Genomic DNA, 26076 nt, shown 5'->3' on the forward strand with positions numbered 1-26076 from the left:
TCTCTCCTCGCCCCCCTCGAACGGAGTTCAGGAACTGATGACGTCCTCGCGCACGGGCACCCGTACGGGCACGGTCTCCGCGGCCGACGCCGGCAGCTGGTCGCTCGACGGCCTCACCGTCCACCGGATGGGCTTCGGCGCGATGCGCCTGACCGGCAGCGCCGCCTTCCACGAGGGCGTGCCGAGCGACCGCGGCCAGGCTCTCGCCGTACTGCGGCGGGCGCTCGAACTCGGCGTGAACCACATCGACACCGCCGCTTTCTACTTCTCGCGGCTGCGCTCCGCCAACGAGCTGATCAACTCCGCCCTCGCGCCGTACCCCGACGACCTCGTCGTCGCCACCAAGGTCGGCCCGGCTCGCGACGCCTCGGGTGAGTGGGCCGTCTCGGCCCGGCCCGACCAGCTGCGGGGCCAGGTGGAGGAGAATCTGCGGCAGCTGGGCCGCGACCACCTCGACCTGGTGAACCTGCGGGTGATGAGCCAGCCGGACGTCAGCGAGCACTTCGGCGCGCTCGCCGAACTCCGGGAGGCGGGCCTCGTCCGCCGGCTCGGCATCTCCAACGCGCGCCTCGAACACCTGGACCAGGCCCGGGCGATCGCGCCCGTGGTGTGCGTGCAGAACCCCTTCGGCATCGGCGCGCCGAGCGGGGCGCGGGCGGTGCTCGACGCGTGCGCGGCGCACGGCATCGCCTTCGTGCCGTTCTTCTCCGTGGCCGGCCGGGGCCGCGAGTCCGGCGCCGTCGCCCGCACCGAGCACGACGAGGTCCTCGCCGTCGCCCGCGCCCACGGCGTCTCGCCGGCGCAGGTCCGGCTCGCCTGGATCCTCCACCAGGGCCCGCACGTCCTGGCCATCCCGGGCACGGGCGACCCGGACCACCTCGTGGACAACGTCGCGGCGGGCGCGCTGCGGCTCGACGAGGACGAACTGCGGCTCCTGGACCGGATCGGCGGCGAGCAGGCGTAGGGAGTACGGGGGCGTTGTCAGTGGCGGGTGCCACGATGCGGAGCAGCGGCCGCACCGGCCGTCCGGACCGACCTCGGAAAGCAGACACGCCATGGGCACCTGGGACATCGGACCCTTCGACAACGACACCGCCGCGGACTTCTCGTACACGGTGGACGAGGCGCCGGAGGAGCAGCGGGCCGGGGTGCTCCTGACCGCGTTCCACGAGGTGACCGGCGTCGGCGACGAGTACCTGGACGCCGACCAGGCGGTCGAGGCCGTCGCCGCCGCGGCCCTGGTCGCCGCCCAGTGCCCGGGCGGAGACCCGGTGACGACCTCGTACGCCCCGAAGCAGCCGATACCGCCGCTCCCGGCCGCGCTCCGCCCCGCGGCCGTGGAGGCGCTCGACCGGATCCTCACCGAGCCGTCCGAACTCCTTGAACTGTGGGAGGAGTCGGACGGCGCGGAGTGGAAGGCGGGGATGCTGCGGCTGCGCGCGGTGCTTGCGGCGGCGGGCGCCGCCTAGCCTCCTAGCCGGCGCCTAGCCGGCGGCCAGGAGGCGGCGGAGCCAGTCGGTCCGGGCGGCGCGGGCGGTGCGGGTGAGGGCGGCGTGGCGGGCGAGGCCGTCGAAGCCGTGGCAGGCGCCGGGCCAGACGTGCAGCTCGGCCTGGCTCCCGGCCCGCCAGAGCCCGTTCGCGTAGGCCACGCCCTCGTCGCGGAACATCTCCGCCGAGCCGACCTCGACGTACGCCGGGGGCAGCCCCGTCAGGTCCGTGGCGCGGGCCGGCGCCGCGTAAGGGGGCGTGTCCGGCGCGCCGTACAGCGCGCCCAGATGAGCCTGCCAGGCCGTCGTGTGCGAGGTGAGGTCCCAGACGTCGACACCCGACATCTGGTGGGCGGAGTACGTGTCCATGCGGTCGTCCAGCATCGGCGACAGCAGCATCTGGCCGAGGACGGGCGGCCCGCCCCGGTCCCGGTTGAGCAGCGCGAGGGCCGCCGCCAGGCCACCGCCCGCGCTCTTGCCGCCGATGACGAACCGGCCGGGGTCCACGCCCAGTTCCGCCGCGTGCCCAGCCGCCCACACCAGCCCCGCGTACGCGTCCTCCACGGCCGCCGGATACGACGCCTCCGGCGCGAGCCGGTACTCCACCGACAGCACCGCGAGGCCGAGCGGCTCGGCCCACTCCCGCAGCACCGTCGGCAGGACGGACCAGGCGTTGCCCATCACCATCGCCCCGCCGTGCAGGTAGTACAGCAGCGGCAGCGGCCCGCCGAGCCCGGCCTGCCGCGCGCTCACCAGGGTCACCCCGGGCGTCCGCAGCTCCGCCACTTCGAACCGTCCGCCGTCCCTCAGCTCCTCGGCCGTCGGCCGCGGCCGGGACGCCGCGTCCCGCGCCCGCCGCTCGGCCAGGTTCGCCGCGGTCATCGGCTCCCGCCGCCCCGCGCCCCGGGCCTCGACGACGGCGCGCACCTCCGGATCGAAGGGCGTCGGCGGCCCGCCGCCCCGCCTGCTCATGCCCATCGCGCGATCGTAGCCGCTGGTCCGTGTGCGGCCCGTAGGGCACGATGGGCGCCCGTACGTCCGTACTCGTCAGTAGGAGCCAGCATGTCCGAGCCGACCCCCGAGATCCTCGCCGCCTTCGAGGCCGCGAAGGGCTTCATGCCGGTGAAGGAAGGGCTCGCCCTGTACGCGGCGGCGACGGAGGCGGCCGGGATCGGGCTGCCGCTGCTCGAGGTCGGCACGTACTGCGGGCGCTCGACGATCCTGCTCGCGGACGTGGCGAGGGCGGCCGGGACGGTCGCCGTCACCGTGGACCACCACCGGGGCAGCGAGGAGCAGCAGCCGGGCTGGGAGTACCACGACCCGACCGTGGTGGACCCCGAGGTGGGCGTGATGGACACGCTGCCGACCTTCCGGCGCACCCTGCGCAAGGCCGGACTCGAAGAGCATGTGATCGCGGTCGTCGGGCGTTCGCCGCAGGTCGCGGCGGTGTGGGGCGGGCAGCTCGGCTTCGTGTTCATCGACGGCGGTCACACGGACGAGCACGCCTCGGGCGACTACGAGGGCTGGGCGCCCAAGGTCGCGCCCGGCGGCGTCCTGGTGATCCACGACGTGTTCCCGAACCCGGAGGACGGCGGCCAGGCCCCGTACCGCATCTATCTGCGCGCCCTGGAGTCCGGCGACTTCGAGGAGATCTCGGTCACGGACTCGCTCCGGGTGCTGCGCCGCCGCTGACCGCGGCCGAGGACGCGAGAAGGGCCCGGACGCCGAGCGTCCGGGCCCTTCTCGCGTCTCCGCCGCCAATACACCTGGTGCAGCTAGTACAGCTAGTACAGCGACGTCACGTACAGACAGTTGGTGTAGCTGTAGCCCGACTCGATCTTGGTCGTGCTGCCCTTCTTCACCTCGGCCGAGCTGCGCGTGCTGTCCCGCTTCTGGAGCATCTGGTAGTTGCCCGGGGGCAGCGTCAGGGTCCGCTTCGGGTACTTGGACGACGGGCCGGTGCAGGGCTTGTTGCCGCCCTTGGGGACGATGATCCCCGGGTAGGTCTTGCAGCTGCCGCAGGCTGGGAGGGTGATGCGGCCGGTGACCGGTCCGGTGTAGAGGAGTTCGACCGCGCTCGGGCCGTCGTTGCTGATGACCATCACCATGCCGGAGCCGTCGGCGGTGGCGGCCGAGGGGACCTTGTTGCCGGCGGCCGGGGTCTCCTCCGCGATCTCGGCGGCGATCGCGATGTTGCGGGCCTGCGGGGTCTGCGGGCTCGACGGGTACGCCTTGACGTACTCGTTCATCGTCGCGAGCGCCTCCGTGAACTCCTTCTTCTTGAACTGGTCGACACCGCACGCGAAGTCACCGCGCTGGATCGACCGGCCCACGTCCTTCCCGAACGAGGCGAACGCCGCCGACGGCAGCAGGCCGACCGTGGTGTCGATCCGGCGCAGCTCCGCGGCCGTGTCGCAGGGCGCGACGCCCACCGACTTGTCCCGGGCCCGCAGCACCTCGCGCAGCGTCGGCTCGACCTTCGCCGCGAACGGCGACTGCGGGAAGGTGCTCATCAGGGCGTTGAGGTGGTCGGCCGACGACTTCTCCTGACCGGTCATGCCGACGCTCCGCGTACCGCACTCGAACCAGGACTCCGCCAGCGGCTCGTCGGCCCGGCCGACGAGAGTGCCGAGCAGCGCCTTGTCGACCCGGCCGGGCAGCTCCCGCAGATGCTGCAGGGCGGGGACGGCGCGGCAGTAGTCCTTCTTGGCGTACGGGGCGGAGACCGACTTGTAGTACGCCTGGAGGCGGTCGGGCACGAGCTTCCCGGCGCGCGAGCCGGCGTGCTCCGAACCGATCCGCTGGTACGTGTCGAGGGCGGAGCGGTAGGTGGCCTCGGCGCTGGTGAAGCTCTGGCCCTCGGAGTCCTTCACCAGCTTGTCGGCGGCGGCGAGCTGCTCCAGGAGCCGCTGCTCCCGCGCCTCGTCGCGCGCCGCGCCGTACGCGAAGCCGCCGCCCACCGGCACCGCGAACAGCACGAGCGCCAGCGGCAGGACGAGGCCCTGCCGGGCCGAGGCCCAGGGCGCGAGCGGCGTGCGGCGGGCGCGGCGCAGCACGTCCAGGGCGGCGAGGACGACGAAGGCGCCGTACGCGACGAGGACGCCGGCCGGGATGCCGTCGGGGTCGGCGGGCAGGACCGCGACGATCAGCGCGACGGTGGCCGCCCAGCAGACGACGGCGCCGATCCACTGGCGCAGGACGACATACCCGAGGCCGAGGCCGGAGAGGTTGAGCAGCGCGGCGGCCACGGCGGCCGGCCAGGGCTGCGGCGGCGGGGGCGGCTCCACGGGCGCGAACCCGGCCCCCGCACCGGGCATGGCGCCGAGCTGCACGGTCGGCTGCGGTGTGCCGTACACCGGCGGGTGCGCGGGCGGCGGAGGCACCTGACCCGCCTCAGGCGCGACCCGGGGGTCCGGCACCGGCGGCCGGGCGTCCTGGGGCTCCGAAGCGTCATGTGGCCGTCTCGGGTCCGGCACCTGTCCCGAGCCCGGGCCGGTGTACTCCCAAGGTGACGGATGTCTCCCGGTGGTGCCGTGGTGGTCGTGTTCTTCCCCGGCCACAGGTCCCCCCTCGTGGTCGTGCGGCTGAAGCGTCTGACGGTTCGTCTCATGGTCGCGCAGCGGTCGCCCTTGCGCCCCGTCGGGGTCCCGTCGGGGTCCCGTACGGGCACCGAGGCGGCTCGGCGATCTCCCCCACCTACCCTTCACCCACCTCTCACACACGCGGCCCTCGTTCGGTTCCGCTGCGGGCTTTCCGGCTCCGGAGCGCCTACAGTCGCGGGGTGCCGTACGCCCACCGGAAGCTCCTCGCGCTCGCCCTGCCCCTCGGCCTGCCGCTGGCCCTGACCCTGACCGGGTGCGGCGGGTCCGCCGCGTCGTCGCCGCAGGCCACCCGTACCGCGGACGCCAAGGCCGCCCCCGGCGCCACGCCGGCCACCACGCCCAGTGCGGCGCCCACCCCCTCGCCCGCGCTGCCGCTCGCCGGGCGGACGGTCGTCATCGACCCGGGGCACAATCCGGGAAACTTCCGGCATACCGCGGAAATCAACAAGAAGGTGAACATCGGGACCACTCGTAAGGAGTGCGACACCACCGGCACCTCCACGAACGCCGGCTACACCGAGGCAGCCTTCACCCTCGATGTTTCACACCGTCTTCGCGATCTCCTCAAGAAGCAGGGCGCGACGGTGATCCTGGTGCACGACGGCGAGCGCCCGTACGGGCCCTGCATCGACGAGCGCGCGCGGGCCGGGAACACCGCGAAGGCCGACGCCGCGATCTCCGTGCACGCCGACGGCTCCGCCGCCGGGAACCGCGGCTTCCATGTGATCCTGCCCGCACGGGTGAGCGGCGGGGGCGCCGACACCGCGAAGATCGTCGGCCCGTCCCGTACCCTCGGCGAGAAGCTCGTCACACGGTTCGCCCGTGCCACCGGTTCAAACCCCGCCAACTACATCGGATCCGGCACCGGGTTGGACGTGCGTGACGATCTCGGGGGTCTCAATCTCTCAACCGTTCCCAAGGTCTTCCTCGAATGCGGCAATATGCGTGATCCGAAGGACGCCGCGCTGCTGACCGACGCAGCGTGGCGCCAGAAGGCGGCGCAGGGGATCGCGGACGGCATCGGGGCCTACCTCCAGGGGTAGGACCGAGGAGCGATCGGGCGAACGATAGATTCGCTCCGTACGATGGGGCGCCCCCCGTGCTTCGCGCCACCCCGACGAGACGACCCGACGAAGGACTTCTTACGTGAATATCCGCTCCCTCACCCGAGGCGATGGCGTGCTGATCGGCGCAGCGGTGGTGCTGTTCATCGCCTCGTTCCTCGGCATCTCCGCTTGTGACGCGCCGGGCAACTACTGCGACTCCTTCGACGCGGCGTTCTCGTGGGAGGTGTCGCCGCTCGGCTGGGGCTCCTTCCTGCTCGGCATCGCCGGCGCCGCCCTCGTGGTGCTCTCGCGCGCGCTGCCGCAGCCGCGCAAGGTGGCCGGCCTGGAGCTCGGCCAGGTCGGCGCGGCCTTCAGCGTGGCCTCCGCGTGGACCATCCTGATGTGGGTCTTCGAGTCCTCGAACGTCGGCGCCGGTCTGGTCCTCGGCCTGATCGCCTCCCTCGCGGGTGCCGCCGGCGCGATCGCGGGCCCGCTGGTCCCGGCCCTGCAGGCCCCGCTGGTCGGTGCGCCGAAGCCGCCCACCCCGCAGCCGTACGGCATGCAGCCCGGCCAGCCGGGTCAGCCCGGCGTCCCCGGTGGCTACGGCTACCCGGGCGCCCAGCAGGCCCCGTACGGCGCGCAGCCCGACCCGTCGCTCGGTGGCGGCCAGCCGTACGGCGCCCAGCCGCAGCCGGCCCCGGCCCCCGGTCCGCAGGACGCCGCCCCGCAGCAGGCACAGACCGCCGCACCGGCTCCGGCCGGGGACTTCGCCCCGTTCTGGTTCGCCGTCCCGGCGGCCCGCCCGCTGTACGCGGAGGACGGCTCGGCCGCGCCGATCGCCGAGCTGGCGCCCGGCGCCTGGTACCTGGCGGTCGAGCAGCGCGGTCAGGCGCTGATCGCGCAGACCCAGGACGGCCGCCGCGGTGTGCTGCAGGACACCACCGGCATCCAGCGCGGCTGACGCCCCCTTTCGGTTCACTCGCCCGACGGCCCCCGGCCCGGATCTCTTCCGGGCCGGGGGCCGTCGGCGTACAGTGCGCACCGACCCAAAGATCTGACGATACGTCAGAAAGGCGGCGCGGCATGCGACTCGGACTCGCCCTCGGCTACTGGGGACGCGGCCCCTCCCCCGCCCACCTCGCCCTCGCCCGCGAGGCCGAGGAGCTCGGCTACGACTCGGTGTGGACGGCCGAGGCCTGGGGCTCCGACGCCTTCACCGCGCTGACCTGGATCGCCGCCCACACCTCGCGGATCCGGCTCGGCACCGCCGTCGCGCAGATGGCCGCGCGCACCCCGACCGCCACCGCGATGCACGCGCTCACCCTGGACCATCTGTCGGGCGGGCGGATGATCCTCGGGCTCGGGCTGTCCGGGCCGCAGGTCGTCGAGGGCTGGTACGGGCGCCCCTTCCCGCGCTCGCCGCTCACCGCGACCCGCGAGTACGTGGACGTGGTGAAGCAGGTGCTGCGCCGCGAGGGGCCCGTCGCGCTCGACGGGCGCTACCACCCGCACCCGTACAGCGGCGCGGACGGCACCGGGCTCGGCAAGCCGCTCAAGCCGATCACCCACCCGCTGCGGGCGGATCTGCCGGTGCTGCTGGGCGCCGAGGGCCCCAAGAACATCGCGCAGACGCTGCGGATCGCCGACGGCTGGCTGCCGCTCTACTGGTCGCCCACCCGCTGGGCCGAGGTGTACGCGCTGCCGGACGCCCTCCCCGACAACTTCACCGTGGCGCCGATGGTGCGGGCCCAGGTGTGCGAGGACGTCGCGGCCGGGCTGCTGCCGGTGAAGGCGATGCTCGGCTTCTACATCGGCGGCATGGGTCACGCGGCCCGCAATTTCCACGCGGACCTGATGGGGCGCATGGGGTACGAGGCGGAGGCGCGGCACATCCAGGAGCTGTTCGCGGCGGGGCGGCGGGAGGAGGCGGTGCTCGCCGTGCCGGACGCCTTCGCCGACGAGATCTCGCTGGTCGGGCCGCGGGAGCGGATCGCGGAACGGCTCGCGGAATGGCGGAAGGGCCCGGTGACGGACCTGCTGGTCACGGCACCGGACCCGGAGACGCTCCGTACGCTCGCGGAGCTGAACACCTGAGACCCGGACGGTCTCGGCCAGTCTCAGCCGCTGAGCTGGGAGGCGCTGGGCACCTTGTCGACGACCTCGGCGCCGGCGCTCTTCCCCGCGTCCTTCACGCCGTTGATGACGCTCTCGAAGGAGCCGACGTCCGCGTCGGTCACCTCGCCCTTGCGCAGCTTCGTCCCGAGGCTCTTCAGCGACTCGATGCCGGCGCTGAGCGGCGCCACCGCCTTCGACAGCAGCGGGTCGCCCTTGGCGTTGTTCACGGCGGCCTTGAGCCGGTTGTAGGTGAAGGCGCCCGCGAGGCCGGCCTTGACGAGGGCGAAGGTGCGGCCGTCGGCGCCCTTCTTGAACTTGCCCGCGCGGTACGGCTTGATGATCCACTGGTACGTGGCGCCGGCTGCGAGGCCCGCGTTCGCCACGAACCGGGTCTTGGCCAGCTTCTGCTGCTCGAAGCTGGCCGAGGCGGTCGGCGTGTCGTTCGCGCCGGTCGTCATGGTCTGCGTACTGTCGCCGCCGCAGGCCGCGGTCGTCACGAGGAGCGCGCCCGACAGGAAGAGGGCGACGACGGCGCGGCGCGCGCGTAGGAGACGTGGCACGGTGAGACCTCCCAGGGGACTGTGGCGCCAGCCTCACCCGGGGGCGCGGGGCGCGCACCCGGGGTCCGCCAGGAGGGTGAACGGGTCGGAGAGACCAGGAAGGGCCGGGCCTAACCGCAGCAGTCGGGCTCCAGGCCGCGGGGCAGCCGCTCGCCGCCGAAGACCGCGACCGTGGCCTCCTCGCCGCCGAGCGCCGCCACGGCGAGCAGCAGCGAACCGGCGGTCCAGGTGGTCTGCTCCTCCGGCCAGACCGCGCGGTTGCCCTCGAAGACGTAACCCGTCCAGTAGTTGCCGTTCTCCGCCCGCAGGTGCCCGATGGAGGCGAGGATCTCCAGGGCCCGGTCGGACTCCCCCATCGCCCAGAGGGTGAGGGCGAGTTCGCAGCTCTCGCCGCCGGTCACCCAGGGGTTGGGCAGCACGCAGCGCACGCCGAGGCCGGGCACGACGAAGGCGTCCCAGTGCTCGTCGATCCGGGCCTTCGCCGCCGCGCCGGTGACCGCGCCGCCGAGCACCGGGTAGTACCAGTCCATCGAGTAGTGGGACTTGTCGAGGAAGCGCTCCGGGTGGCTGCGGATGGCATGGCCGAGCGCGCCCGCCGCCAACTCCCAGTCGGGCTGCGGCTCTTCGCGCTCCTCGGCGATGGCGAGGGCGCAGCGCAGCGCCTGGTGGATCGACGAACTGCCGGTGAGCAGCGCGTCGGTGACCGGCGTGCCGTCGGCCTCGCGCTTCCAGCCGATCTGCCCGCCGGGCTGCTGGAGTCCGAGGACGAACTCGACGGCCGCGTAGACGACCGGCCACATGCGGTCGAGGAAGGCGTCGTCGCCGGTCGACAGATAGTGGTGCCAGACGCCGACGGCGATGTACGCGACGAAGTTGGTCTCGCGGCCGCGGTCGGTGACGTCGTCGGGGTCGCCGTCCTGGTAGGCGGCGTACCAGGAGCCGTCGGCGTTCTGGTGCCGGGCCAGCCACTCGTACGCCCGCCGTGCGGCCTCGTGCTCGCCGGCGGTGTCCAGGGCCATGGCGGCCTCGGTGTGGTCCCACGGGTCCAGGTGGTGCCCGCGGAACCACGGTATGGCGCCGTCCTCGCGCTGGACGGCGAGGATGCCGGCGACGGTCGCGGCGGCCTGCTCGGCGCTGAGGACACCGGGGAGCACCAGGTGCTCCGCGATCCGCTCGGGAGAGGTCACTTGGCGTCGGCCTCGACCTTGGGAAGGTGGGGCTTGGTCGCGTAGGCGACGAAGCTCTTGCCGACGACCGGGTTGAGCAGCTGCTCGGCGACCCGGGTCACGGCCGGCTTCTTCATGATGTCCCAGACCAGCAGCTTGTGGTACGCGCGGACCGGCAGCGCCTTGTCGTTGTCGACGCCGAAGGCGCACTTGAGCCACCAGTACGGGGCGTGCAGCGCGTGGGCGTGGTGCGTGCCGTACGGCTTGAGGCCGGCCTGGCGCATCTTGCCGAGCAGCTCGTCCGCCTTGTAGATGCGGATGTGGCCGCCCTCGACCTCGTGGTACTCGTCGGAGAGCGCCCAGCAGACCTTCTCGGGGCCGTAGCGCGGGACGGTGATCGCGATCCGGCCGCCGGGCTTGAGGACCCGGACCATCTCGGCGAGCACGCCCTTGTCGTCCGGGATGTGCTCCATGACCTCGGAGATGATGACGACGTCGAAGGACTCGTCGGGGAAGGGCAGGTTGAGCGCGTCGCCCTCCATCGCGGTGGCGGACGCCCCGGCCGGGGCCTCGCCGGCCTCCTTCATGGCGGCGAACCACTTGGCGACCTCGCGGATCTCCTCGCCGTTCTGGTCGAGGGCGACGACCTGGGCGCCGCGCCGGTAGCACTCGAAGGCGTGCCGGCCCCCGCCGCAGCCCAGGTCGAGCACGCGGTCGCCGGGGGCGAGCGGGAAGCGGGTGAAGTCGACGGTCAGCACGGCGTCTGCCTTTCAGGGGCTGCTACGGGGGCGTGGGGGGCGCGATCGTTCAGGAGCGGGTGGCCGCGGCGCGGGCGCGGGGCGCGCCCGCGATCGCCTCGCGGTACAGCTCGGCGGTGCCCTGGGCGGCGCGGGCCCAGGTGAAGCGGTCGAGGACCCGGGCGCGGCCCGCCCGGCCGAGGCGGGTGCGCAGTTCGGGGTCGCCCAGGACCCGGCCGAGCGCCACGGCCAGCGCCCCCGCGTCGCCCGTCGGCACGGCGAGGCAGGTCTCGCCGTCGGGTCCGGCGACCTCGGGGATGGCGCCGCCGGTGGTGGCGACCAGCGGGGTGCCGGTGGCCATGCCCTCGGCGGCGGGCAGCGAGAAGCCCTCGTAGAGGGAGGGGACGCAGGCGACCTGGGCGGAGCGGTAGAGGTCGACGAGCTCGGCGTCGCTGATGCCCTTGACGAAGCGGACGGCGCCGTCGAGCCCGTACCGCTCGATGGCCTGGGCGACCGGCCCGTCCTCGGCGCGCTTGCCGACGACGACGAGGTGCGCGTCGGGCTGCTCGGTGCGGAGCTTGGCGAGCGCCTCGATCAGGTAGACGAGGCCCTTGAGCGGGACGTCGGCGCTGGAGGTGGTGACGATCCGGCCGGGGACCTCGGCGACGGACGGGTCGGGCGACCACAGGTCGGTGTCGGCGCCGATGTGGACGACCTTGATGCGGTCCTCGCGGACGCCGAGGTGCTCGACGATCTCCTGGCGCGAGGTGCCGGAGACGGTGAGCACGGAGGGCAGCCGGCGGGCGACCCGCTTCTGCATGCGGGTGAAGGCGTACCAGCGGCGGACCGAGGCGCGGCGCTTCCAGTCGGCGGCGGCGTCGAGTTCGAGCTGCCGGTCGACGGTGATGGGGTGGTGGATGGTGGTGACCAGCGGGGCGCCGAGGGCGCGCGGGCCGCCGAGGAGTCCATAGCCGAGGGTCTGGTTGTCGTGGACGACGTCGAAGGCGCCGCGGCGGGCGGCGAGCATGCGCCGGGCGCGGAGCGAGAAGGTGAGCGGCTCGGGGAAGCCGCCGGTCCACATGGTGCCGACCTCGACGGCGTCGATCCAGTCCCGGTACTCCTCGCGCTTCGGCGTGCGGAAGGGGTCGGGCTGGCGGTAGAGGTCGAGGCTGGCGATCTCGGTGAGCGGGACGCCCTCGTCGAGGGTGGGGTACGGCTGGGAGCCGATGACCTCCACGCTGTGGCCGAGGCGGGCGAGCTCGCGGGAGAGGTGGCGGACGTAGACGCCCTGGCCGCCGCAGAACGGATTCCCCTTGTACGTGAGGAGAGCGATCCGCAACGGACGGTCACCGCCCGGGCCGGCACCCTGTCGGGGGCTTGCCTCTATGGCCTCCGCGGTCAACTGGGACCCCCTTCGAGCGTGCTTTTCGCGGGAGCGTAACCGCCCGCGCTAATCTAGAACAAGTTACAGACTTGATCATCCTCGATCCTTCGAGGAGCACAGAATCTACCGGCAGGTAGCTTCGTCGCGAGATCCGGAACAGGTGATTCGCGCCACGGCGGCGGCCGGGCCCATACTGACGCTCCGCCACCGCACGGCACCGCACGGAACGGGACCTCATGAGCGTGGAAGACAGACCAGCGTCGCCGCCCCTGACCGAACGCCAGGAGGCCCGCCGGCGGCGCATCCTGAGCGCCAGCGCGCAGCTGGCCGGGCGCGGCGGCTTCGACGCCGTCCAGATGCGGGAGGTCGCCGAGGCGGCCGGAGTGGCGCTCGGCACGCTCTACCGCTACTTCCCGTCCAAGATCCATCTGCTGGTCGCCACCATGCAGGACCAGCTCCAGCACATGCACACGACCCTCCGCAAGCGCCCGCCGGCCGGCGACGACCCGGCGCAGCGGGTGGCCGAGACGCTGATGCGGGCCTTCCGGGCGCTGCAGCGCGAGCCGCAGCTCGCCGACGCGATGGTGCGGGCGCTGACCTTCGCGGACCGCAGCGTGAGCCCCGAGGTGGACACGGTCTCGCGGCTGACGACGGCGATCATCCTGGACGCGATGGGGACGGAGCACCCGACGCCGGAGCAGCTGTCGGCGGTGCGGGTGATCGAGCACACCTGGCACTCGGCGCTGATCACCTGGCTGTCGGGGCGGGCGTCGATCGCACAGGTGAAGATCGACATCGAGACGGTCTGCCGGCTGATCGAGCTGACCGCGCCCGAGCCCCCGAAGGGGCGCGGGCGCGGCTGAGAACAGCAGGTGCGGCAGGTTCCGGAGGCTCAGGAGGTCTTCGGCGGACCCGCGACCTTGAGCGCCTCCGCGCAGGCGGGCTTGGCGTCGGTGGCGATGAACATCACCAGCTTGAGCGCGCCCATGTTGTGCGCCTTCAGCATCCAGGTGCCCTTGCTGAGGCTCTTGATGGTGGTGCCGGCCTGGTCGATGCTCTGGCCGGTCTGCCAGCCCTCCTTGCCGAGGGCGGCGACCGTCTCGTCGTAGGACTTCTTCGGGTCGGCGGCCTTCTTGCCGTCGGCGTTCCACATGACCATGCACTGCTCGGTGCCGGCCGGCACCTGGTCGGCCTTGGCGTCCTGCTGGAGCCCGGCGCCGGTCGCGGCGGTCTCGATCTCCTGCTTCACGTCGTCCGCCGACAGCTCCTCGCCGCCACCCGCACCCGAACCCCCGCTCGCCCCGGCCGAAGCCGCGCCCGCCGAGGACGAGCCGCCGGAACCCGCGTCGTCCGACCCGCCGTTGCTCCCGCAGCCCGCCACCAGCAACACCACACCGGCAGCCGCGGCCACCCACTTCGCCTTGCGCACAATTCTCCCAAACAAGTGCGGACGAAGGCCTCTTGCCCCCGTGACCAAGGCAGTAGTTTTGCATAAGGGAACGGGCCCTACTCCTCGGGCGGGAACACGGGCTCGCCGCCGTCCGCGAGCGCGATCGAGATGGCCTCCACCGGGCAACCCTCCGCCGCCGCCAACACCCGCTCGTTCGCGTCCGATTCGGGATCGCGCGGGTGGGACTGGCGGGCGGTGTCGAGGCGGAAGGCGTCCGGGGCGTGGTTGACGCACATGCCGGAGCCGATGCAGACGCCGCGGTCGACCTCCACGTGCCAGCGGTCGCCCATCACGCCTCCCCGTAGCCGGCCGGAAGGTGGATCATCTTGTGCTCCAGGTACTCGGACAGGCCCTCGGGGCCGAACTCCCGGCCCAGGCCGCTGTTCTTGTAGCCGCCGAAGGGGCCGAGCATGTCGAGGCTGAAGGTGTTGACGTTGAAGGTGCCGGTGCGGACCCCGCGGGCGAAGTCGATGCCGTGCTCCACGTCGCCGGTCCAGACGCTGCCGGACAGGCCGAAGTCGGAGTCGTTCGCGATCCGCAGCGCCTCCGCCTCGTCCCCGTACGGCAGGAGGCAGATCACCGGCCCGAAGATCTCCTCGCGGGCGATCCGCATCGTGTTGTCGACGTCGCCGAAGAGCGTCGGCTCCACGTACCAGCCGCGCTCCAGGCCGGCCGGGCGGCCGCCGCCGGTGAGCACCTTGGCGCCCTCCGCCTGGCCGATGCCGATGTAGTCGAGCGAGCGCTGCTGCTGGCGCCGGGCCACCAGCGGGCCGACCTGGGTGGCCGGGTCGAGCGGGTCGCCGACCACGAGCGCGCCGGCCGCGGCGGCGAAGGCCTCAGCGATCTCGTCGTAGCGGGAGCGGGGGGCGAGGATGCGGGTCTGGGCCACGCAGGCCTGCCCGTTGTTCATCCACGCGGCCGGGACGATGCCGGCGACGGTGGCCGCCAGGTCGGCGTCCGGCAGGACGACCGCGGCGGACTTGCCGCCGAGTTCGAGGGTGACCCGGGTGAGGTTGCGGGAGGCGACCTCCATCACGCGCTTGCCGGCCGCGACCGAGCCGGTGAAGGAGACCTTGTCGACGCCGGGGTGCCCGACCAGGTACTCGCTGACCTCCCGGTCCGCGGGCAGGATCGACAGCACCCCCTCCGGGAGCCCGGCCTCGGCCGCGATCTCGCCGAGGATGTACGAGTCGAGCGGCGACTCCGGCGAGGGCTTGAGGACCACGGTGCAGCCGGCGAGCAGCGCGGGCCCGAGCTTGGCGGCGGCGGTGAACTGCGGCACGTTCCACGGCACGACGGCCGCGACCACCCCGACCGGCTCGCGCCGCACGAGCAGCGGCCCGAGGACGCCGGGGCGGCGCTCCTCGTACGCGTACGCCCGGGCGACGTGGATCGCCGAGTCCCACACCATCATCGCGCCGAGCGCCTGCGCGAGGACGGACCAGGAGTACGGCGAGCCGTTCTGCGCGCTGATCGAGCGGGCGATCTCCTCGTGGCGGACGGCGATGGCGTCCTTGATCCGCGAGACGACCTCGATCCGCTCCTCCAGCGTCGTACGCGGCCACGGCCCCTCGTCGAAGGCGCGGCGCGCGGCGGCGACGGCCCGGTCGACGTCGGCCGCGGAGGCGTGCGGGACGCGCCCGATGACCTCCTCGGTGTGCGGGGAGATCACCTCGATGACCTCGCTGCCGAGCGGGTCGGTCAACTCGCCGCCGATGAACAGTTTTCCGTGCTCCACAAGCTCGGTCATGACCGACTGCCTCCCTGGGGGCCGCACGCCGACTCCAGAATCTGACTGCGTTTCAGAACTGATACCAGTTCTAGTTCTGCTTGACCAGACGCGGCACCGACCGGCTGACAGTTCGTCAGTTCTCGTTATAGTGGCCTCGGTCAACCAAGCTCCGTACCGCCGTGGAGAGACGAGGCCCCATGACCGAGCCCGAGCCCGATCCCGAGCCCGCGCCCAGCGAACAGGTCATCGCCCACGGCGGAGGCGTCTGGTCCCTGCGGGTGCCCATCCCCGACAACCCCCTCGGGCACACCCTGGTGCACGTCGTCGACACCGACCGCGGTCCCGTGCTCGTCGACACCGGGTGGGACGACCCCGAGTCCTGGGCCGAACTCACCGCCGGGCTCGGGACGCTCGGACTCGCGCCCGGCGAGGTGCACGGGGTGGTCGTCACCCACCACCACCCCGACCACCACGGCCTTTCCGGCAAGGTCCGCGAGGCGTCCGGCGCCTGGATCGCCATGCACGCCGCCGACATCGCCGTCGTCCGCCGCACTCGCGAGTCCGCACCCGGCACCTGGCTCGACTACCTGGCCCGCAAGCTCGCCGCCGTCGGCGCCCCCGAGGAGCATCTCGCGCCGCTGCGCGCCGCACGGGCCGCCGGCGGGCGGATGCGCACCCTGCCCGGGCTGCGGTCCGCGCTGCCCGACCGGGAGATCGTCCCCGGCGAGCTGCTCGACCTGGCCGGGCGCCGGCTGCGCGCCGTGTGGACGCCCGGCCACACCCCCGGCCACGTCTGCCTCCACCTGGAGGAGGCGCACCCCGCCGGACTGCCCGGCCACGGCCGCCTCTTCTCCGGCGACCACCTCCTCCCCGGGATCAGCCCGCACATCGGCCTGTACGAGGACCCCGACGACGCCACGGCGACCGACCCGCTCGGCGACTACCTCGACTCCCTCGAACGCATCGGCCGGCTCGGCGTCGCCGAGGTCCTGCCGGCCCACCAGCACGCCTTCGCCGACGCCGCCGGCCGGGTCCGCGAACTCCTCGACCACCACGAGGAGCGCCTCGCCGGCCTGCTCGCCCTCCTCGCCACCCCCCTCACCCCCTGGCAGCTCGCCGAGCGCATGGAGTGGAACCGCCCCTGGGACCGCATCCCGCACGGCTCCCGCAACATCGCCGTCAGCGAGGCCGAGGCCCACGTCCGGCGCCTGGTGAAGCTGGGCCGGGCGGAAGCGGTGCCGGGGACGGACCCGGTGGCGTACGCGGCGGTGTGACGTACGGCTCCGGGAGCGGCGAGCACCCGGCCGGTAAAGTGGGCGGTCGTCGTCATGCCCGTACAGGGGGAAGCCGGTGGGAATCCGGCACTGACCCGCAACCGTGAGCCACCGTCGCGTCGAGGTGGTGAGTCGGAACGCCCGGTACGGGACGTGAGCGCCGGCACCGTCGAGGAATACGGCGCCGGAGGCTGGCCCCCCGGGGTGCCGGTGTCCGGTGCCCGCAGAGAGGGACCCATGATCAGCGTTCGCCGCGCCGCCGCCGCACTCGCGGCCGGTGCCGTGCTCAGCACCACCGCCGCCGGAGTGGCCGCCGCCGCGCCCTCGCCCACCCCCTCCCCCGCCAAGATCCCGGCCGGGCTCTACGGCACGGCCGACCCCACCTACGACGGCGTCTGGCGCCAGTCGCTGGCCTTCCTCGCCCAGCGCAGCTCCGGCATCCAGCCCGCCGACCAGTCCGTCGACTGGCTGCTCGGCCAGCAGTGCGCGAACGGCGCCTTCGCCTCGTACCGCCCCGAGCCGGCCAAGGCCTGCGACGTCAAGACCATGCTGGACAGCAACGCCACCGCCGTCGCCGTGCAGGCGCTCGCCGCCGTCGAGCGCCAGTCCGCCGACCCGGCGGAGGTCGCCAAGGTCGCGAGGGCGGGCGCGGCCTGGCTCAAGAGCGTGCAGAACAAGGACGGCGGCTGGAGCTTCACGCCCGGCGGCCCCAGCGACGCCAACTCCACCTCGATCGTCGTCAACGCGCTCGTCGTCGCCGGTGAGCGGCCCGCCAACGTGAAGTCCGCGGCCGGCAAGAACCCGTACGACGCGCTGCTCACCTTCGCCCTCCCCTGCACCGTGAAGGACGGCGGCGCGGGAGCCTTCGCCTACCAGCCCGACAAGGCCGGCAAGCTGCTCGCGAACGCCGACGCCACCGCCGCCGCGACCCTCGCCGGCCTCGGCAAGGGCATCACCGCGCGCGGCGCCCAGCCCCAGCAGCAGCCGACCTGCACCGACCTGCCGAAGCCGACGCCGGAGCGGGCCGCGCTCAACGGCGCCTCCTACCTCGCCGCTCAGCTCGCGAAGACCGGCCACCTGAACACCCCGCCGATGCCGGGCGCCGAGGCGGGCGCCGCCGAGCTGCCCGACTACGGCAACACCGCCGACGCCGTCGTGGCGCTCGCCGCCGCCGGGGCGAAGGCGGAGGCCACCGGCTCCCTGGCCTGGCTGGAGAAGAACGCCGCGAGCTGGGCCAAGGGCTCCGGCCCCGCCGCCTACGCCCAGCTGGTCTTCGCCGCGCACGCGATGGACACCGACCCGCGCAGCTTCGGCAGCACCGACCTCCTGGAGCAGCTGAACGCCACCGGCCCCGCGCCGAAGGCGCCCGACAACTCGAAGGCGTCCGCGGGCGCCGCAGAGGACGAGGGCGGCTTCGACCTGTGGTGGATCATCGGCATCGGCATGGTCGTCGGCGTCGGCATCGGCTTCCTGCTCAGCGGCCGCAACAAGAAGTGAGGACGGACGTCGTGAGCAGCGGAAGCGGGCGGGCCGTCCGGACCGGGCGGGTCCGGACCGGGCTCGCCGCGGCCGTCGGCGCCGCGATCGTGGCGGCGGCCGCCGCCGTCCCGGCGCACGCCGCCGGGTCCGGCTACCGCTACTGGTCCTTCTGGGAGGACCAGGGCACGAACTGGACGTACGCCACGCAGGGTCCGGCGACCGCCCGGCCCGCCGACGGCGACACGGTCGGCTTCCGCTTCGCCGTCAGCCGGGACGCCTCCGACGCGACCCGACCCTCCGCCGCCCCCGACTTCACCCGGATCTGCGCGGGCGTCGAGCCGAAGGCCGGTACGAAGCGGGTCGCCGTCGTCATCGACTTCGGGCGCCCCGAGGACGCCCCGGCCGGTGAGCGGCCGCCGGCCCCGGCGCAGCGCACCGCGTGCCCGCAGATACGGGAGGACGCCACCGCCGCCGAGGCGCTCGCGGCCGTCGCCAAGCCGCTGCGCTACGACGCCAACGCGCTGCTGTGCGGGATCTCCGGCTACCCGAAGCAGGGCTGCGGCGAGCAGGTCGCGCTCCCGGAGGAGCAGCCGACGCGCGCCACCAGTGGGACCGGCACCACCGCCTCCGACTCCGACTCCGACTCCGAGTCCGAGTCCGGCGGGCCGTCCGTGGGCCTGGTCGTGGGCGGGGCCGCGGTGCTGCTGCTCGGCACGGCGGGCGTCGTGCAGGCCCGCCGCCGGCGCGGATGACCCCGGCGGAATCCACGGGACAGGGCCTCGTCGCGCGGCTGCGCGCGCCGCGGGCCGACCGGGCGAACGCGCTGCACCCCGGTGCCTGGTGGCTCTGGGCGCTCGGCCTCGCCGTGGCCGCCTCCCGCACCACCAATCCGCTGCTGCTGGGCCTGATCATCGGCGTCGCGGGTTACGTGGTGGCCGCGCGCCGCACCGACGCGCCGTGGGCCCGCTCGTACGGCGCGTTCGTGAAGCTGGGACTCGCGGTCGTCGGCATCCGGGTCCTCTTCTCCCTGCTCCTCGGCTCGCCGATCCCCGGCGCGTACGAGCTGTTCGCGCTGCCCGAGGTGCCGCTGCCGGACTGGGCGCAGGGCATCCGGATCGGCGGCCGGGTGACCGCCGAGCAGCTGGTGTTCGCGCTGTACGACGGGCTGAAGCTGGCGACCCTGCTGATCTGCGTGGGCGCGGCGAACGCCCTGGCCAACCCGTCGCGGCTGCTCAAGTCGCTGCCGGGCGCGCTGTACGAGGTGGGGGTCGCCGTGGTCGTCGCGATGACCTTCGCACCGAACCTGGTCGCGGACGTGGTGCGGCTGCGCACCGCCCGGCGGCTGCGCGGCCGGCCCACCGGCGGGGTGCGGGCGCTGCTCCAGATCGGCCTGCCGGTGCTCGAGGGCGCGCTCGAACGGTCGGTGGCGGTGGCGGCGTCGATGGACGCGCGGGGGTACGGGCGTACGGCGCGGGTGCCGGCGGCGGTACGGCATACCACCAACGTCCTCACCCTGGGCGGGCTGCTCGGGGCGTGCGCCGGTTCGTACGGCCTGCTGGCCGCGCAGGGCGCGGGCTACGGCGTGCCGCTCCTTGTGGCGGGCCTCGCCGCGGCGGTCGCGGGCCTCAGGCTCGGCGGCCGGCGCACCGTCCGCACCCGCTACCGGCCGGACCGGTGGGGCGCGCGGGCCTGGCTGGTCGCGGGCTCGGGCGTCGCCGTGGCCGCCCTGGTGATCTGGACGGGCGCGGCGGTGCCCGGGGCGATGCGCCCCGGGGTCGTACCGCTGGAGGCGCCCGAGCTGCCGGTGTGGCCGGCGCTGTCTGTGCTGGTCGGGCTGCTGCCCGCGTTCGTGGCCCCGGTGCCGGAGGAGAGTGCGCGTCCGTGATCCGTTTCGAGAACGTCTCGGTGACGTACGACGGCGAGTCCGCGCCCACCCTCAAGGACGTGGACCTGACCGTGCCCGAGGGCGAGCTGGTACTCCTCGTCGGGCCCTCGGGCGTCGGCAAGTCCACCCTGCTCGGGGCCGTCTCCGGCCTCGTCCCGCACTTCACCGGCGGCACGCTGCGGGGCCGGGTGACGGTCGACGGGCGCGACACGCGCACGCATCCGCCGCGCGAGCTGGCGGACGTGGTGGGCACGGTGGGCCAGGACCCGCTCGCCCACTTCGTCACCGACACGGTCGAGGACGAGCTCGCCTACGGCATGGAGTCCCTGGGCCTGGCCCCGTCCGTGATGCGGCGGCGCGTCGAGGAGACCCTGGATCTGCTGGGCCTCGCCGACCTCCGCGACCGGCCCATCGCCACGTTGTCCGGCGGCCAGCAGCAACGCGTCGCCATCGGCTCCGTCCTCACCCCGCACCCCAAGGTCCTCGTCCTCGACGAACCGACCTCTGCCCTCGACCCCTCGGCGGCGGAGGACGTCCTCGCCGTCCTCCAGCGCCTGGTCCACGACCTGGGCACGACGGTCCTCATGGCGGAGCACCGCCTGGAGCGCGTGGTCCAGTACGCGGACCGCGTGCTTCTTCTGCCCGAGTCCGTGATGGGCCCGCCCGCGGAGATGATGGCGATCTCCGCCATCCACCCGCCGGTCGTCGCGCTGGGCCGGGCCGCCGGCTGGTCCCCGCTGCCGCTGACGGTGCGGGACGCGCGGCGGGCGGCGGGGCCGCTGAAGGAGCAGCTCCAGCATCTTCTCCCCCACCCCGCCCCTGTGCGGCTCCGCCGCGTGGGGGGCTCCGCCCCGGACCCCGTGCGGGCTGGAAATTCAGCCCCGCCGGCGTTTGAGGCGCGGGGGTCCGGGGGCAGAGCCCCCGGTTACGGGAAGGGGCGGGGTGGGGGAATCTCCCTGTTCAAGCGGCGCCGCACCGAACCCACCACCCCGGCCCCCACCACCCCGCTCGTCCATATCGACCGTCTCGCCGTCCGCCGCGCCCGCATCGACGCCCTCCGCCACCTCACCCTCACCGTCGCCCCCGGCGAGACCATCGCCCTGATGGGCCGCAACGGCGCCGGCAAGTCGACCCTGCTCGGGACGCTCGTAGGCACGATCACGCCCACCTCCGGGACCGTGCGGGTCGCGGGGCTCACCCCGCACACCACCGACCCGCGGCAGCTGATCCGCCACGTCGGGCTCGTGCCGCAGGAGCCGCGGGACCTGCTGTACGCGGACACCGTCGCGGCGGAGTGCGAGGCGGCGGACGCCGACGCGGGCGCGCCGCCCGGAAGCTGCCGGGAGCTGGTGTCGGAGCTGCTGCCGGGGGTCGCGGACGACACGCACCCCCGGGACCTGTCGGAGGGCCAGCGCCTCGCCCTGGCCCTCGCCGTCGTGCTGACCGCCCGCCCGCCCCTGCTCCTCCTCGACGAACCGACCCGCGGGCTGGACTACGCGGCGAAGGCGCGCCTGTTGCACCGGCTGCGGGCGCTCGCCGCCGAGGGGCACGCGATCGTGCTGGCGACGCATGACGTGGAGCTGGCGGCGGAGCTGGCGCACCGGGTGGTGATCATCGCGGGCGGCGAGGTGGTCGCGGACGGCCCGACGGCCGAGGTCGTGGTCTCCTCCCCCGCCTTCTCGCCGCAGGTCGCGAAGATCCTCGCGCCGGAGCCGTGGCTCACGGTCGAACAGGTCGAGGAGGCACTCCGCTCATGACCACCGCACGGCCCAGACCCATCCGCCTCGGCCCCAAGTCCGTCACCGCCCTCGCCCTCGTCTCTTTCGTCGGCCTCGTCGCCATCGGCTGGCCCCTCTTCGCGGACCGTGACTCCGCGCTCACGGACCACGCCGCCGACGCGCCCTGGTTCTTCGCCCTGATGCTGCCGCTCCTCATCGGCGTCGTCGTGGCGACGATCGCCGACTGCGGCATGGACGCGAAGGCGGTCGCGATGCTGGGGGTGCTCGCCGCCGTGGGGGCGGCGCTGCGGCCGATCGGGGCGGGGACGGCGGGTCTGGAGCCGATGTTCTTCCTGATGGTGCTGAGCGGACGCGTCCTCGGCCCGGGCTTCGGTTTCGTGCTCGGCGCGGTGACGATGTTCGCGTCCGCCCTGCTCACCGGCGGGGTGGGGCCCTGGATGCCGACGCAGATGCTGGCGATGGGCTGGTTCGCGATGGGCGCGGGCCTGCTGCCGGGCCCGGACCGGCTCCGCGGGCGGCGTGAGCTGGTGCTGCTCGCCGCGTACGGCTTCGTGGCGGCCTTCGCGTACGGCACGGTCACGAATCTCTACGGATGGGTGACCGTCAGTGCGGGGAACCAGCAGGCCGGGATCTTCTTCGTACCGGGCGATCCGGCCTCCGCGAACCTGGTCCGCTTCCTGGCCTTCCTCCTCACCACGTCCCTCGGCTGGGACCTGGGCCGGGCCCTGCTCACCGTCGTCCTCACGATGACGGTCGGCGGCGCCCTCCTCCGGGCCCTGCGGCGGGCCACGCGGCGGGCGAACTTCGAGGCCCAGGTCACATTCGAGGGCCCCGAAACGGGCCCCCGGGGTGAGGCGCCTCATAGGACCCAGGTCACGTACGACGTGGAATAGGAGGCCCGCACCGGCCTCCCAAATCACCCCAAACGCGAGCGCGAACCCTGCAATCAGGGCACTTCAGCCGCTTCCCGGCCCGGGTCCACCGGCCCGGGTCTCGCCCGCCGGGTCCGAACCTTCCTCGTACCGGGGGTCATTGCGCCGCCCCGCCGGATTTGTTTCTGTAGTGGACGTCGCCAGGCAGCCGGTGCTCAGGGCCTCTCGCCCAGGGCATCACGGCAGACCACACCAGGCAGGCCGGTTCCCCACCAGTTCCCGGTTCTCCGGGCTCTGGTTCCGGCATGCCGAAATCGCCCGGCGCGACCTTTGCCCCCGACGTTAGGTATGACGCTTTGTTCCGCTCGATCGCCACTCGCGCCGCCTCCCGCAAGAAGACCTTCGCCGTCTCCGCCGCCCTCCTTCTGGGCGCCTCGGGTGCGGTGCTCGGCAGCACGGGTTCGGCCTCGGCCGCCACCCCGCAGGAGATCGCCCGACAGATCGTGCCGCCGTCGCAGTTCGCCTCCTTCAGCAAGATCGTGGAGCACGAGTCCGGCTGGAACGCCTCCGCCACCAACTCCTCCAGCGGCGCCTACGGCCTGGTCCAGGCCCTGCCCGGCTCGAAGATGTCCTCGGCCGGTGCCGACTGGAAGACCAACCCCGCCACCCAGATCAAGTGGGGTCTGAACTACATGAACGAGCGCTACGGCTCCCCGAACGGCGCCTGGTCCTTCTGGCAGTCCCACGGCTGGTACTAAGTCGACCCAGTAGCCCCAGCGCAACGCAGCAAGGCCCCGTCCTCCCTCAGCGGAGGAATCGGGGCCTGCGGCGTTTCCGGACCCGGAACAGGCCCGTCGAGCACCCCGCACCTACAGCCGCTGGATGATCGTCCCCGTCGCCAGCGCCCCGCCCGCGCACATCGTGATCAGCGCGAATTCCTTGTCCGTACGCTCCAGCTCGTGCAGCGCCGTGGCGATCAGCCGCGCCCCGGTGGCGCCCACCGGGTGCCCGAGGGCGATGGCGCCCCCGTTGACGTTGACCTTCTCCAGGTCCTGGTCGAAGACCTGCGCCCAGCTGAGCACCACCGACGCGAAGGCCTCGTTGATCTCCACCAGGTCGATGTCCTTGAGCGACATCCCGGCCTTGCCGAGCACGGCCCGGGTCGCGTCGATCGGCCCGTCGAGGTGGTAGTGCGGGTCGGCGCCGACCAGGGCCTGGGCGACGATCCGGGCGCGCGGGCGCAGCTTGAGCGCGCGGGCCATCCGCTTGGAGGCCCACATGATCGCGCTGGCGCCGTCGGAGATCTGGGAGGAGTTCCCGGCGGTGTGGACGGCGGTCGGCATGACCGGCTTGAGCCGGCCGAGGACCTCCATCGTGGAGTCACGCAGCCCCTCGTCGCGGTCGACGAGCCGCCACATGCCCTGCCCCGCGGCCTGCTCCTCCTCCGTCGTCGGGACCTGGACGGCGAAGGTCTCCCGCTTGAAGCGCTCCTCCGCCCAGGCGGTGGCGGCGCGCTCCTGGGAGAGCAGGCCGAGGGAGTCGACGCGCTCGCGGGTCAGTCCGCGGCGGCGGGCGATGCGCTCGGCGGCCTCGAACTGGTTGGGCAGGTCGACGTTCCACTCGTCGGGCCAGGGCTTGCCGGGTCCGTGCTTGGAGCCGGAGCCGAGCGGGACCCGGGACATCGCCTCGACGCCGCAGCTGATGCCGATGTCGATGACGCCGGCCGCGACCATGTTGGCGACCATGTGGCTGGCCTGCTGGGAGGAGCCGCACTGGCAGTCGACGGTGGTAGCGGCGGTCTCGTACGGGAGACCCATGGTGAGCCAGGCGGTGCGGGCCGGGTTCATGGACTGCTCGCCGGCGTGGGTGACGGTGCCGCCGACGATCTGCTCGACGCAGTCGGCGTGGATGCCGGTGCGGCCGAGGAGTTCGCGGTAGGTCTCCCCGAGGAGGTAGGCGGGATGGAGGTTGGCGAGTGCGCCTCCGCGCCTGCCGATGGGGGTGCGTACGGCTTCGACGATGACGGGTTCCGCGGCCATGTGAGCTCGTCCTCTCCTCGCCCGGGCGGGGGTGTCCCGGCACCCTCGCCGGTCGACGTCACGTAGAACTAGTACGCGTTCTAGTTCTGAGTGCAGTCTTATGACTGCTACCGCCGGTACGCAAGGGTCCGGGACGCAACAGTTCCCGCCGTGCGCCTTGCTAGTTGTAGAACTCGTTACTACCTTTCCCGGCAGCTTCTGATGGGCCATCAGATATGGAGCGTGTTGCCGATGCCCTGCCCCCATCTCTCCGAAGGGTTCGACGCCACCGACCCCGATCTGCTCCAAAGCCGTGTCCCGCACCCCGAGTTCGCCCGGCTCAGGCAGACCGCTCCCGTCTGGTGGTGCGCCCAGCCCCCCGGCGTCACCGGCTTCGCCGACACCGGCTACTGGGCCGTGACCCGGCACTCCGACGTCAAGTACGTCTCCACGCACCCCGAGTTGTTCTCCTCCAACGAGAACACCGCCGTCATCCGCTTCAACGAGCACATCAACCGCGACCAGATCGAGGTCCAGAAGCTGATCATGCTCAACATGGACCCGCCCGAGCACAGCCGGGTCCGCCAGATCGTCCAGCGCGGCTTCACCCCGCGCGCCATCCGCAGCCTGGAGACCGCCCTTCGCGACCGGGCCCGCGCCATCGTCACCGAGGCCAAGGCGGCCGCGGCGGCGCCCGGTTCGGACGGCGCCTTCGACTTCGTCACCCGGGTCGCCGTCGAACTCCCGCTGCAGGCCATCGCCGAACTCATCGGCGTACCGCAGGAGGACCGGGCCCGGATCTTCGACTGGTCGAACAAGATGGTCGCGTACGACGACCCCGAGTACGCCATCACCGAGGAGATCGGCGCCGAGGCCGCCATGGAGCTCATCGGCTACTCGATGAACCTCGCCGCCGCCCGCAAGGAGTGCCCCGCCAAGGACATCGTGTCCCAGCTCGTCGCCGCCGAGGGGCAGGGCAACCTGTCCTCCGACGAGTTCGGCTTCTTCGTGCTGCTGCTCGCCGTCGCCGGCAACGAGACCACCCGCAACGCGATCAGCCACGGCATGCACGCCTTCCTCACCCACCCCGAGCAGTGGGAGCTCTACAAGGCGGAGCGTCCGGCCACCGCCGCCGAGGAGATCGTCCGCTGGGCCACCCCGGTCGTCTCCTTCCAGCGCACCGCCACCCAGGACACCGAACTCGGCGGCCAGAAGATCAGGAAGGGCGACCGCGTCGGCCTCTTCTACTCCTCCGCCAACTACGACCCCGAGGTCTTCGAGAACCCCGAGGCCTTCGACATCACCCGCGACCCCAACCCGCACCTCGGCTTCGGCGGCGGCGGACCCCACTTCTGCCTCGGCAAGTCCCTCGCCATCAAGGAGATCGAGCTGATCTTCGACGCCCTCGCCGACGAACTGCCCGACCTCACCCTCGCCGGCGACCCGCGCCGGCTCCGCGCGGCCTGGCTCAACGGCATCAAGGAGCTCCAGGTCAAGGTGGCCTGAACCAGGTCGTCGAGAGAGGAGGGG

25 protein-coding genes and 1 riboswitch are annotated in these 26076 nt (G+C 73.2%); of the genes, 15 read left to right on the forward strand and 10 right to left on the reverse strand.

Annotated elements, in window-relative coordinates; all coding sequences use genetic code 11:
* The first annotated feature begins 37 nt into the window (after positions 1 to 37).
* Both JAO84_RS10235 and JAO84_RS10240 read left to right on the forward strand, forming a co-directional pair.
* Entirely contained in the window at positions 38 to 964 is a 927-nt protein-coding gene (locus JAO84_RS10235; protein ID WP_370412399.1) for an aldo/keto reductase, read from the forward strand.
* 91 nt (positions 965 to 1055) lie between these two features.
* Positions 1056 to 1469 carry a DUF4259 domain-containing protein gene (locus JAO84_RS10240; RefSeq protein WP_370412401.1) on the forward strand — a complete coding sequence of 138 codons (414 nt, stop codon included), beginning with the start codon at positions 1056 to 1058 and terminating at the stop codon, positions 1467 to 1469.
* Positions 1470 to 1484: 15 nt separating this feature from the next.
* Here JAO84_RS10240 and JAO84_RS10245 read toward each other — a convergent pair whose 3' ends face one another.
* On the reverse strand, positions 1485 to 2465 hold the full coding sequence (locus tag JAO84_RS10245) for an alpha/beta hydrolase fold domain-containing protein (RefSeq protein WP_370412403.1): 981 nt from the start codon (positions 2463 to 2465) through the stop codon (positions 1485 to 1487).
* A gap of 84 nt (positions 2466 to 2549) precedes the next feature.
* Between JAO84_RS10245 and JAO84_RS10250 the strand changes: the two genes are divergently transcribed.
* The gene (locus JAO84_RS10250; protein ID WP_370412405.1) at positions 2550 to 3179 is read left to right on the forward strand and encodes a class I SAM-dependent methyltransferase; all 630 of its coding nucleotides are present in this window, start codon (positions 2550 to 2552) and stop codon (positions 3177 to 3179) included.
* A 92-nt stretch (positions 3180 to 3271) separates the two neighbouring features.
* Here JAO84_RS10250 and JAO84_RS10255 read toward each other — a convergent pair whose 3' ends face one another.
* A complete protein-coding gene (locus JAO84_RS10255; protein WP_370412407.1) occupies positions 3272 to 4870 on the reverse strand; it encodes a hypothetical protein in 1599 nt (532 codons plus the stop codon).
* Positions 4871 to 5268: 398 nt separating this feature from the next.
* On the opposite strand from JAO84_RS10255, the gene JAO84_RS10260 reads away from it, so the two are divergent.
* The 3 genes from JAO84_RS10260 (at position 5269) to JAO84_RS10270 (ending at position 8229) form a co-directional block, all read left to right on the forward strand.
* Entirely contained in the window at positions 5269 to 6132 is an 864-nt protein-coding gene (locus tag JAO84_RS10260) for an N-acetylmuramoyl-L-alanine amidase (RefSeq protein WP_370412409.1), read from the forward strand.
* 103 nt (positions 6133 to 6235) lie between these two features.
* Positions 6236 to 7096, forward strand: a complete 861-nt coding sequence (locus tag JAO84_RS10265) for a hypothetical protein (protein WP_370412411.1) — start codon at positions 6236 to 6238, stop codon at positions 7094 to 7096.
* Between the two features lie 122 nt (positions 7097 to 7218).
* Complete coding sequence (locus JAO84_RS10270) at positions 7219 to 8229, forward strand: LLM class F420-dependent oxidoreductase (protein WP_370412413.1); 1011 nt, start codon at positions 7219 to 7221, stop codon at positions 8227 to 8229.
* 23 nt (positions 8230 to 8252) lie between these two features.
* Here JAO84_RS10270 and JAO84_RS10275 read toward each other — a convergent pair whose 3' ends face one another.
* From JAO84_RS10275 to JAO84_RS10290, 4 genes are all read right to left on the reverse strand, one after another.
* Positions 8253 to 8810 (reverse strand): hypothetical protein, encoded by a 558-nt coding sequence (locus tag JAO84_RS10275; RefSeq protein ID WP_370412415.1) that lies wholly within the window; start codon positions 8808 to 8810, stop codon positions 8253 to 8255.
* Positions 8811 to 8920: 110 nt separating this feature from the next.
* Positions 8921 to 9997 carry a prenyltransferase/squalene oxidase repeat-containing protein gene (locus JAO84_RS10280; RefSeq protein WP_370412417.1) on the reverse strand — a complete coding sequence of 359 codons (1077 nt, stop codon included), beginning with the start codon at positions 9995 to 9997 and terminating at the stop codon, positions 8921 to 8923.
* Complete coding sequence (locus JAO84_RS10285; RefSeq protein ID WP_370412419.1) at positions 9994 to 10734, reverse strand: class I SAM-dependent methyltransferase; 741 nt, start codon at positions 10732 to 10734, stop codon at positions 9994 to 9996. Before JAO84_RS10285 ends, JAO84_RS10280 begins: the two co-directional genes overlap by 4 nt.
* A gap of 49 nt (positions 10735 to 10783) precedes the next feature.
* A complete protein-coding gene (locus JAO84_RS10290; protein ID WP_370412421.1) occupies positions 10784 to 12115 on the reverse strand; it encodes a glycosyltransferase family 4 protein in 1332 nt (443 codons plus the stop codon).
* A gap of 218 nt (positions 12116 to 12333) precedes the next feature.
* Between JAO84_RS10290 and JAO84_RS10295 the strand changes: the two genes are divergently transcribed.
* A complete protein-coding gene (locus JAO84_RS10295) occupies positions 12334 to 12960 on the forward strand; it encodes a TetR family transcriptional regulator (RefSeq protein WP_370412423.1) in 627 nt (208 codons plus the stop codon).
* Between the two features lie 29 nt (positions 12961 to 12989).
* Here JAO84_RS10295 and JAO84_RS10300 read toward each other — a convergent pair whose 3' ends face one another.
* The 3 genes from JAO84_RS10300 to JAO84_RS10310 form a co-directional block, all read right to left on the reverse strand.
* Positions 12990 to 13508, reverse strand: a complete 519-nt coding sequence (locus JAO84_RS10300) for a hypothetical protein (protein ID WP_370412425.1) — start codon at positions 13506 to 13508, stop codon at positions 12990 to 12992.
* A gap of 95 nt (positions 13509 to 13603) precedes the next feature.
* On the reverse strand, positions 13604 to 13837 hold the full coding sequence (locus tag JAO84_RS10305) for a ferredoxin (RefSeq protein WP_370412427.1): 234 nt from the start codon (positions 13835 to 13837) through the stop codon (positions 13604 to 13606).
* The gene (locus JAO84_RS10310; protein WP_370412429.1) at positions 13837 to 15297 is read right to left on the reverse strand and encodes an aldehyde dehydrogenase; all 1461 of its coding nucleotides are present in this window, start codon (positions 15295 to 15297) and stop codon (positions 13837 to 13839) included. Before JAO84_RS10310 ends, JAO84_RS10305 begins: the two co-directional genes overlap by 1 nt.
* 179 nt (positions 15298 to 15476) lie before the next feature.
* On the opposite strand from JAO84_RS10310, the gene JAO84_RS10315 reads away from it, so the two are divergent.
* From JAO84_RS10315 to JAO84_RS10345, 7 genes are all read left to right on the forward strand, one after another.
* Entirely contained in the window at positions 15477 to 16553 is a 1077-nt protein-coding gene (locus JAO84_RS10315) for an MBL fold metallo-hydrolase (protein ID WP_370412431.1), read from the forward strand.
* 64 nt (positions 16554 to 16617) lie between these two features.
* A riboswitch (cobalamin riboswitch) is annotated at positions 16618 to 16696 on the forward strand.
* Positions 16697 to 16790: 94 nt separating this feature from the next.
* Positions 16791 to 18050, forward strand: a complete 1260-nt coding sequence (locus JAO84_RS10320; protein WP_370412433.1) for a prenyltransferase/squalene oxidase repeat-containing protein — start codon at positions 16791 to 16793, stop codon at positions 18048 to 18050.
* A gap of 11 nt (positions 18051 to 18061) precedes the next feature.
* Positions 18062 to 18784, forward strand: coding sequence for an SCO2322 family protein (locus tag JAO84_RS10325; protein ID WP_370412435.1), 723 nt, complete (start codon positions 18062 to 18064; stop codon positions 18782 to 18784).
* Positions 18781 to 19917 carry an energy-coupling factor transporter transmembrane component T gene (locus tag JAO84_RS10330; RefSeq protein WP_370412437.1) on the forward strand — a complete coding sequence of 379 codons (1137 nt, stop codon included), beginning with the start codon at positions 18781 to 18783 and terminating at the stop codon, positions 19915 to 19917. Before JAO84_RS10325 ends, JAO84_RS10330 begins: the two co-directional genes overlap by 4 nt.
* Positions 19914 to 21674 carry an ABC transporter ATP-binding protein gene (locus tag JAO84_RS10335; protein WP_370412439.1) on the forward strand — a complete coding sequence of 587 codons (1761 nt, stop codon included), beginning with the start codon at positions 19914 to 19916 and terminating at the stop codon, positions 21672 to 21674. The genes JAO84_RS10330 and JAO84_RS10335 overlap by 4 nt, the downstream gene beginning before the upstream one ends.
* Positions 21671 to 22549 carry an ECF transporter S component gene (locus tag JAO84_RS10340; RefSeq protein WP_370412441.1) on the forward strand — a complete coding sequence of 293 codons (879 nt, stop codon included), beginning with the start codon at positions 21671 to 21673 and terminating at the stop codon, positions 22547 to 22549. The genes JAO84_RS10335 and JAO84_RS10340 overlap by 4 nt, the downstream gene beginning before the upstream one ends.
* A 335-nt stretch (positions 22550 to 22884) precedes the next feature.
* A complete protein-coding gene (locus JAO84_RS10345; RefSeq protein ID WP_265862045.1) occupies positions 22885 to 23286 on the forward strand; it encodes a transglycosylase SLT domain-containing protein in 402 nt (133 codons plus the stop codon).
* Between the two features lie 111 nt (positions 23287 to 23397).
* Here the strand turns inward: JAO84_RS10345 and JAO84_RS10350 are convergent, their stop codons facing one another.
* The gene (locus JAO84_RS10350) at positions 23398 to 24567 is read right to left on the reverse strand and encodes a steroid 3-ketoacyl-CoA thiolase (RefSeq protein ID WP_370412443.1); all 1170 of its coding nucleotides are present in this window, start codon (positions 24565 to 24567) and stop codon (positions 23398 to 23400) included.
* 231 nt (positions 24568 to 24798) lie between these two features.
* Between JAO84_RS10350 and JAO84_RS10355 the strand changes: the two genes are divergently transcribed.
* Positions 24799 to 26052, forward strand: coding sequence for a cytochrome P450 (locus tag JAO84_RS10355; RefSeq protein ID WP_370412445.1), 1254 nt, complete (start codon positions 24799 to 24801; stop codon positions 26050 to 26052).
* Positions 26053 to 26076: the final 24 nt, after the last annotated feature.

Origin of the sequence: Streptomyces fradiae (genome assembly GCF_041270065.1) — a bacterium.
Classification (GTDB): Bacteria; Actinomycetota; Actinomycetes; order Streptomycetales; family Streptomycetaceae; genus Streptomyces.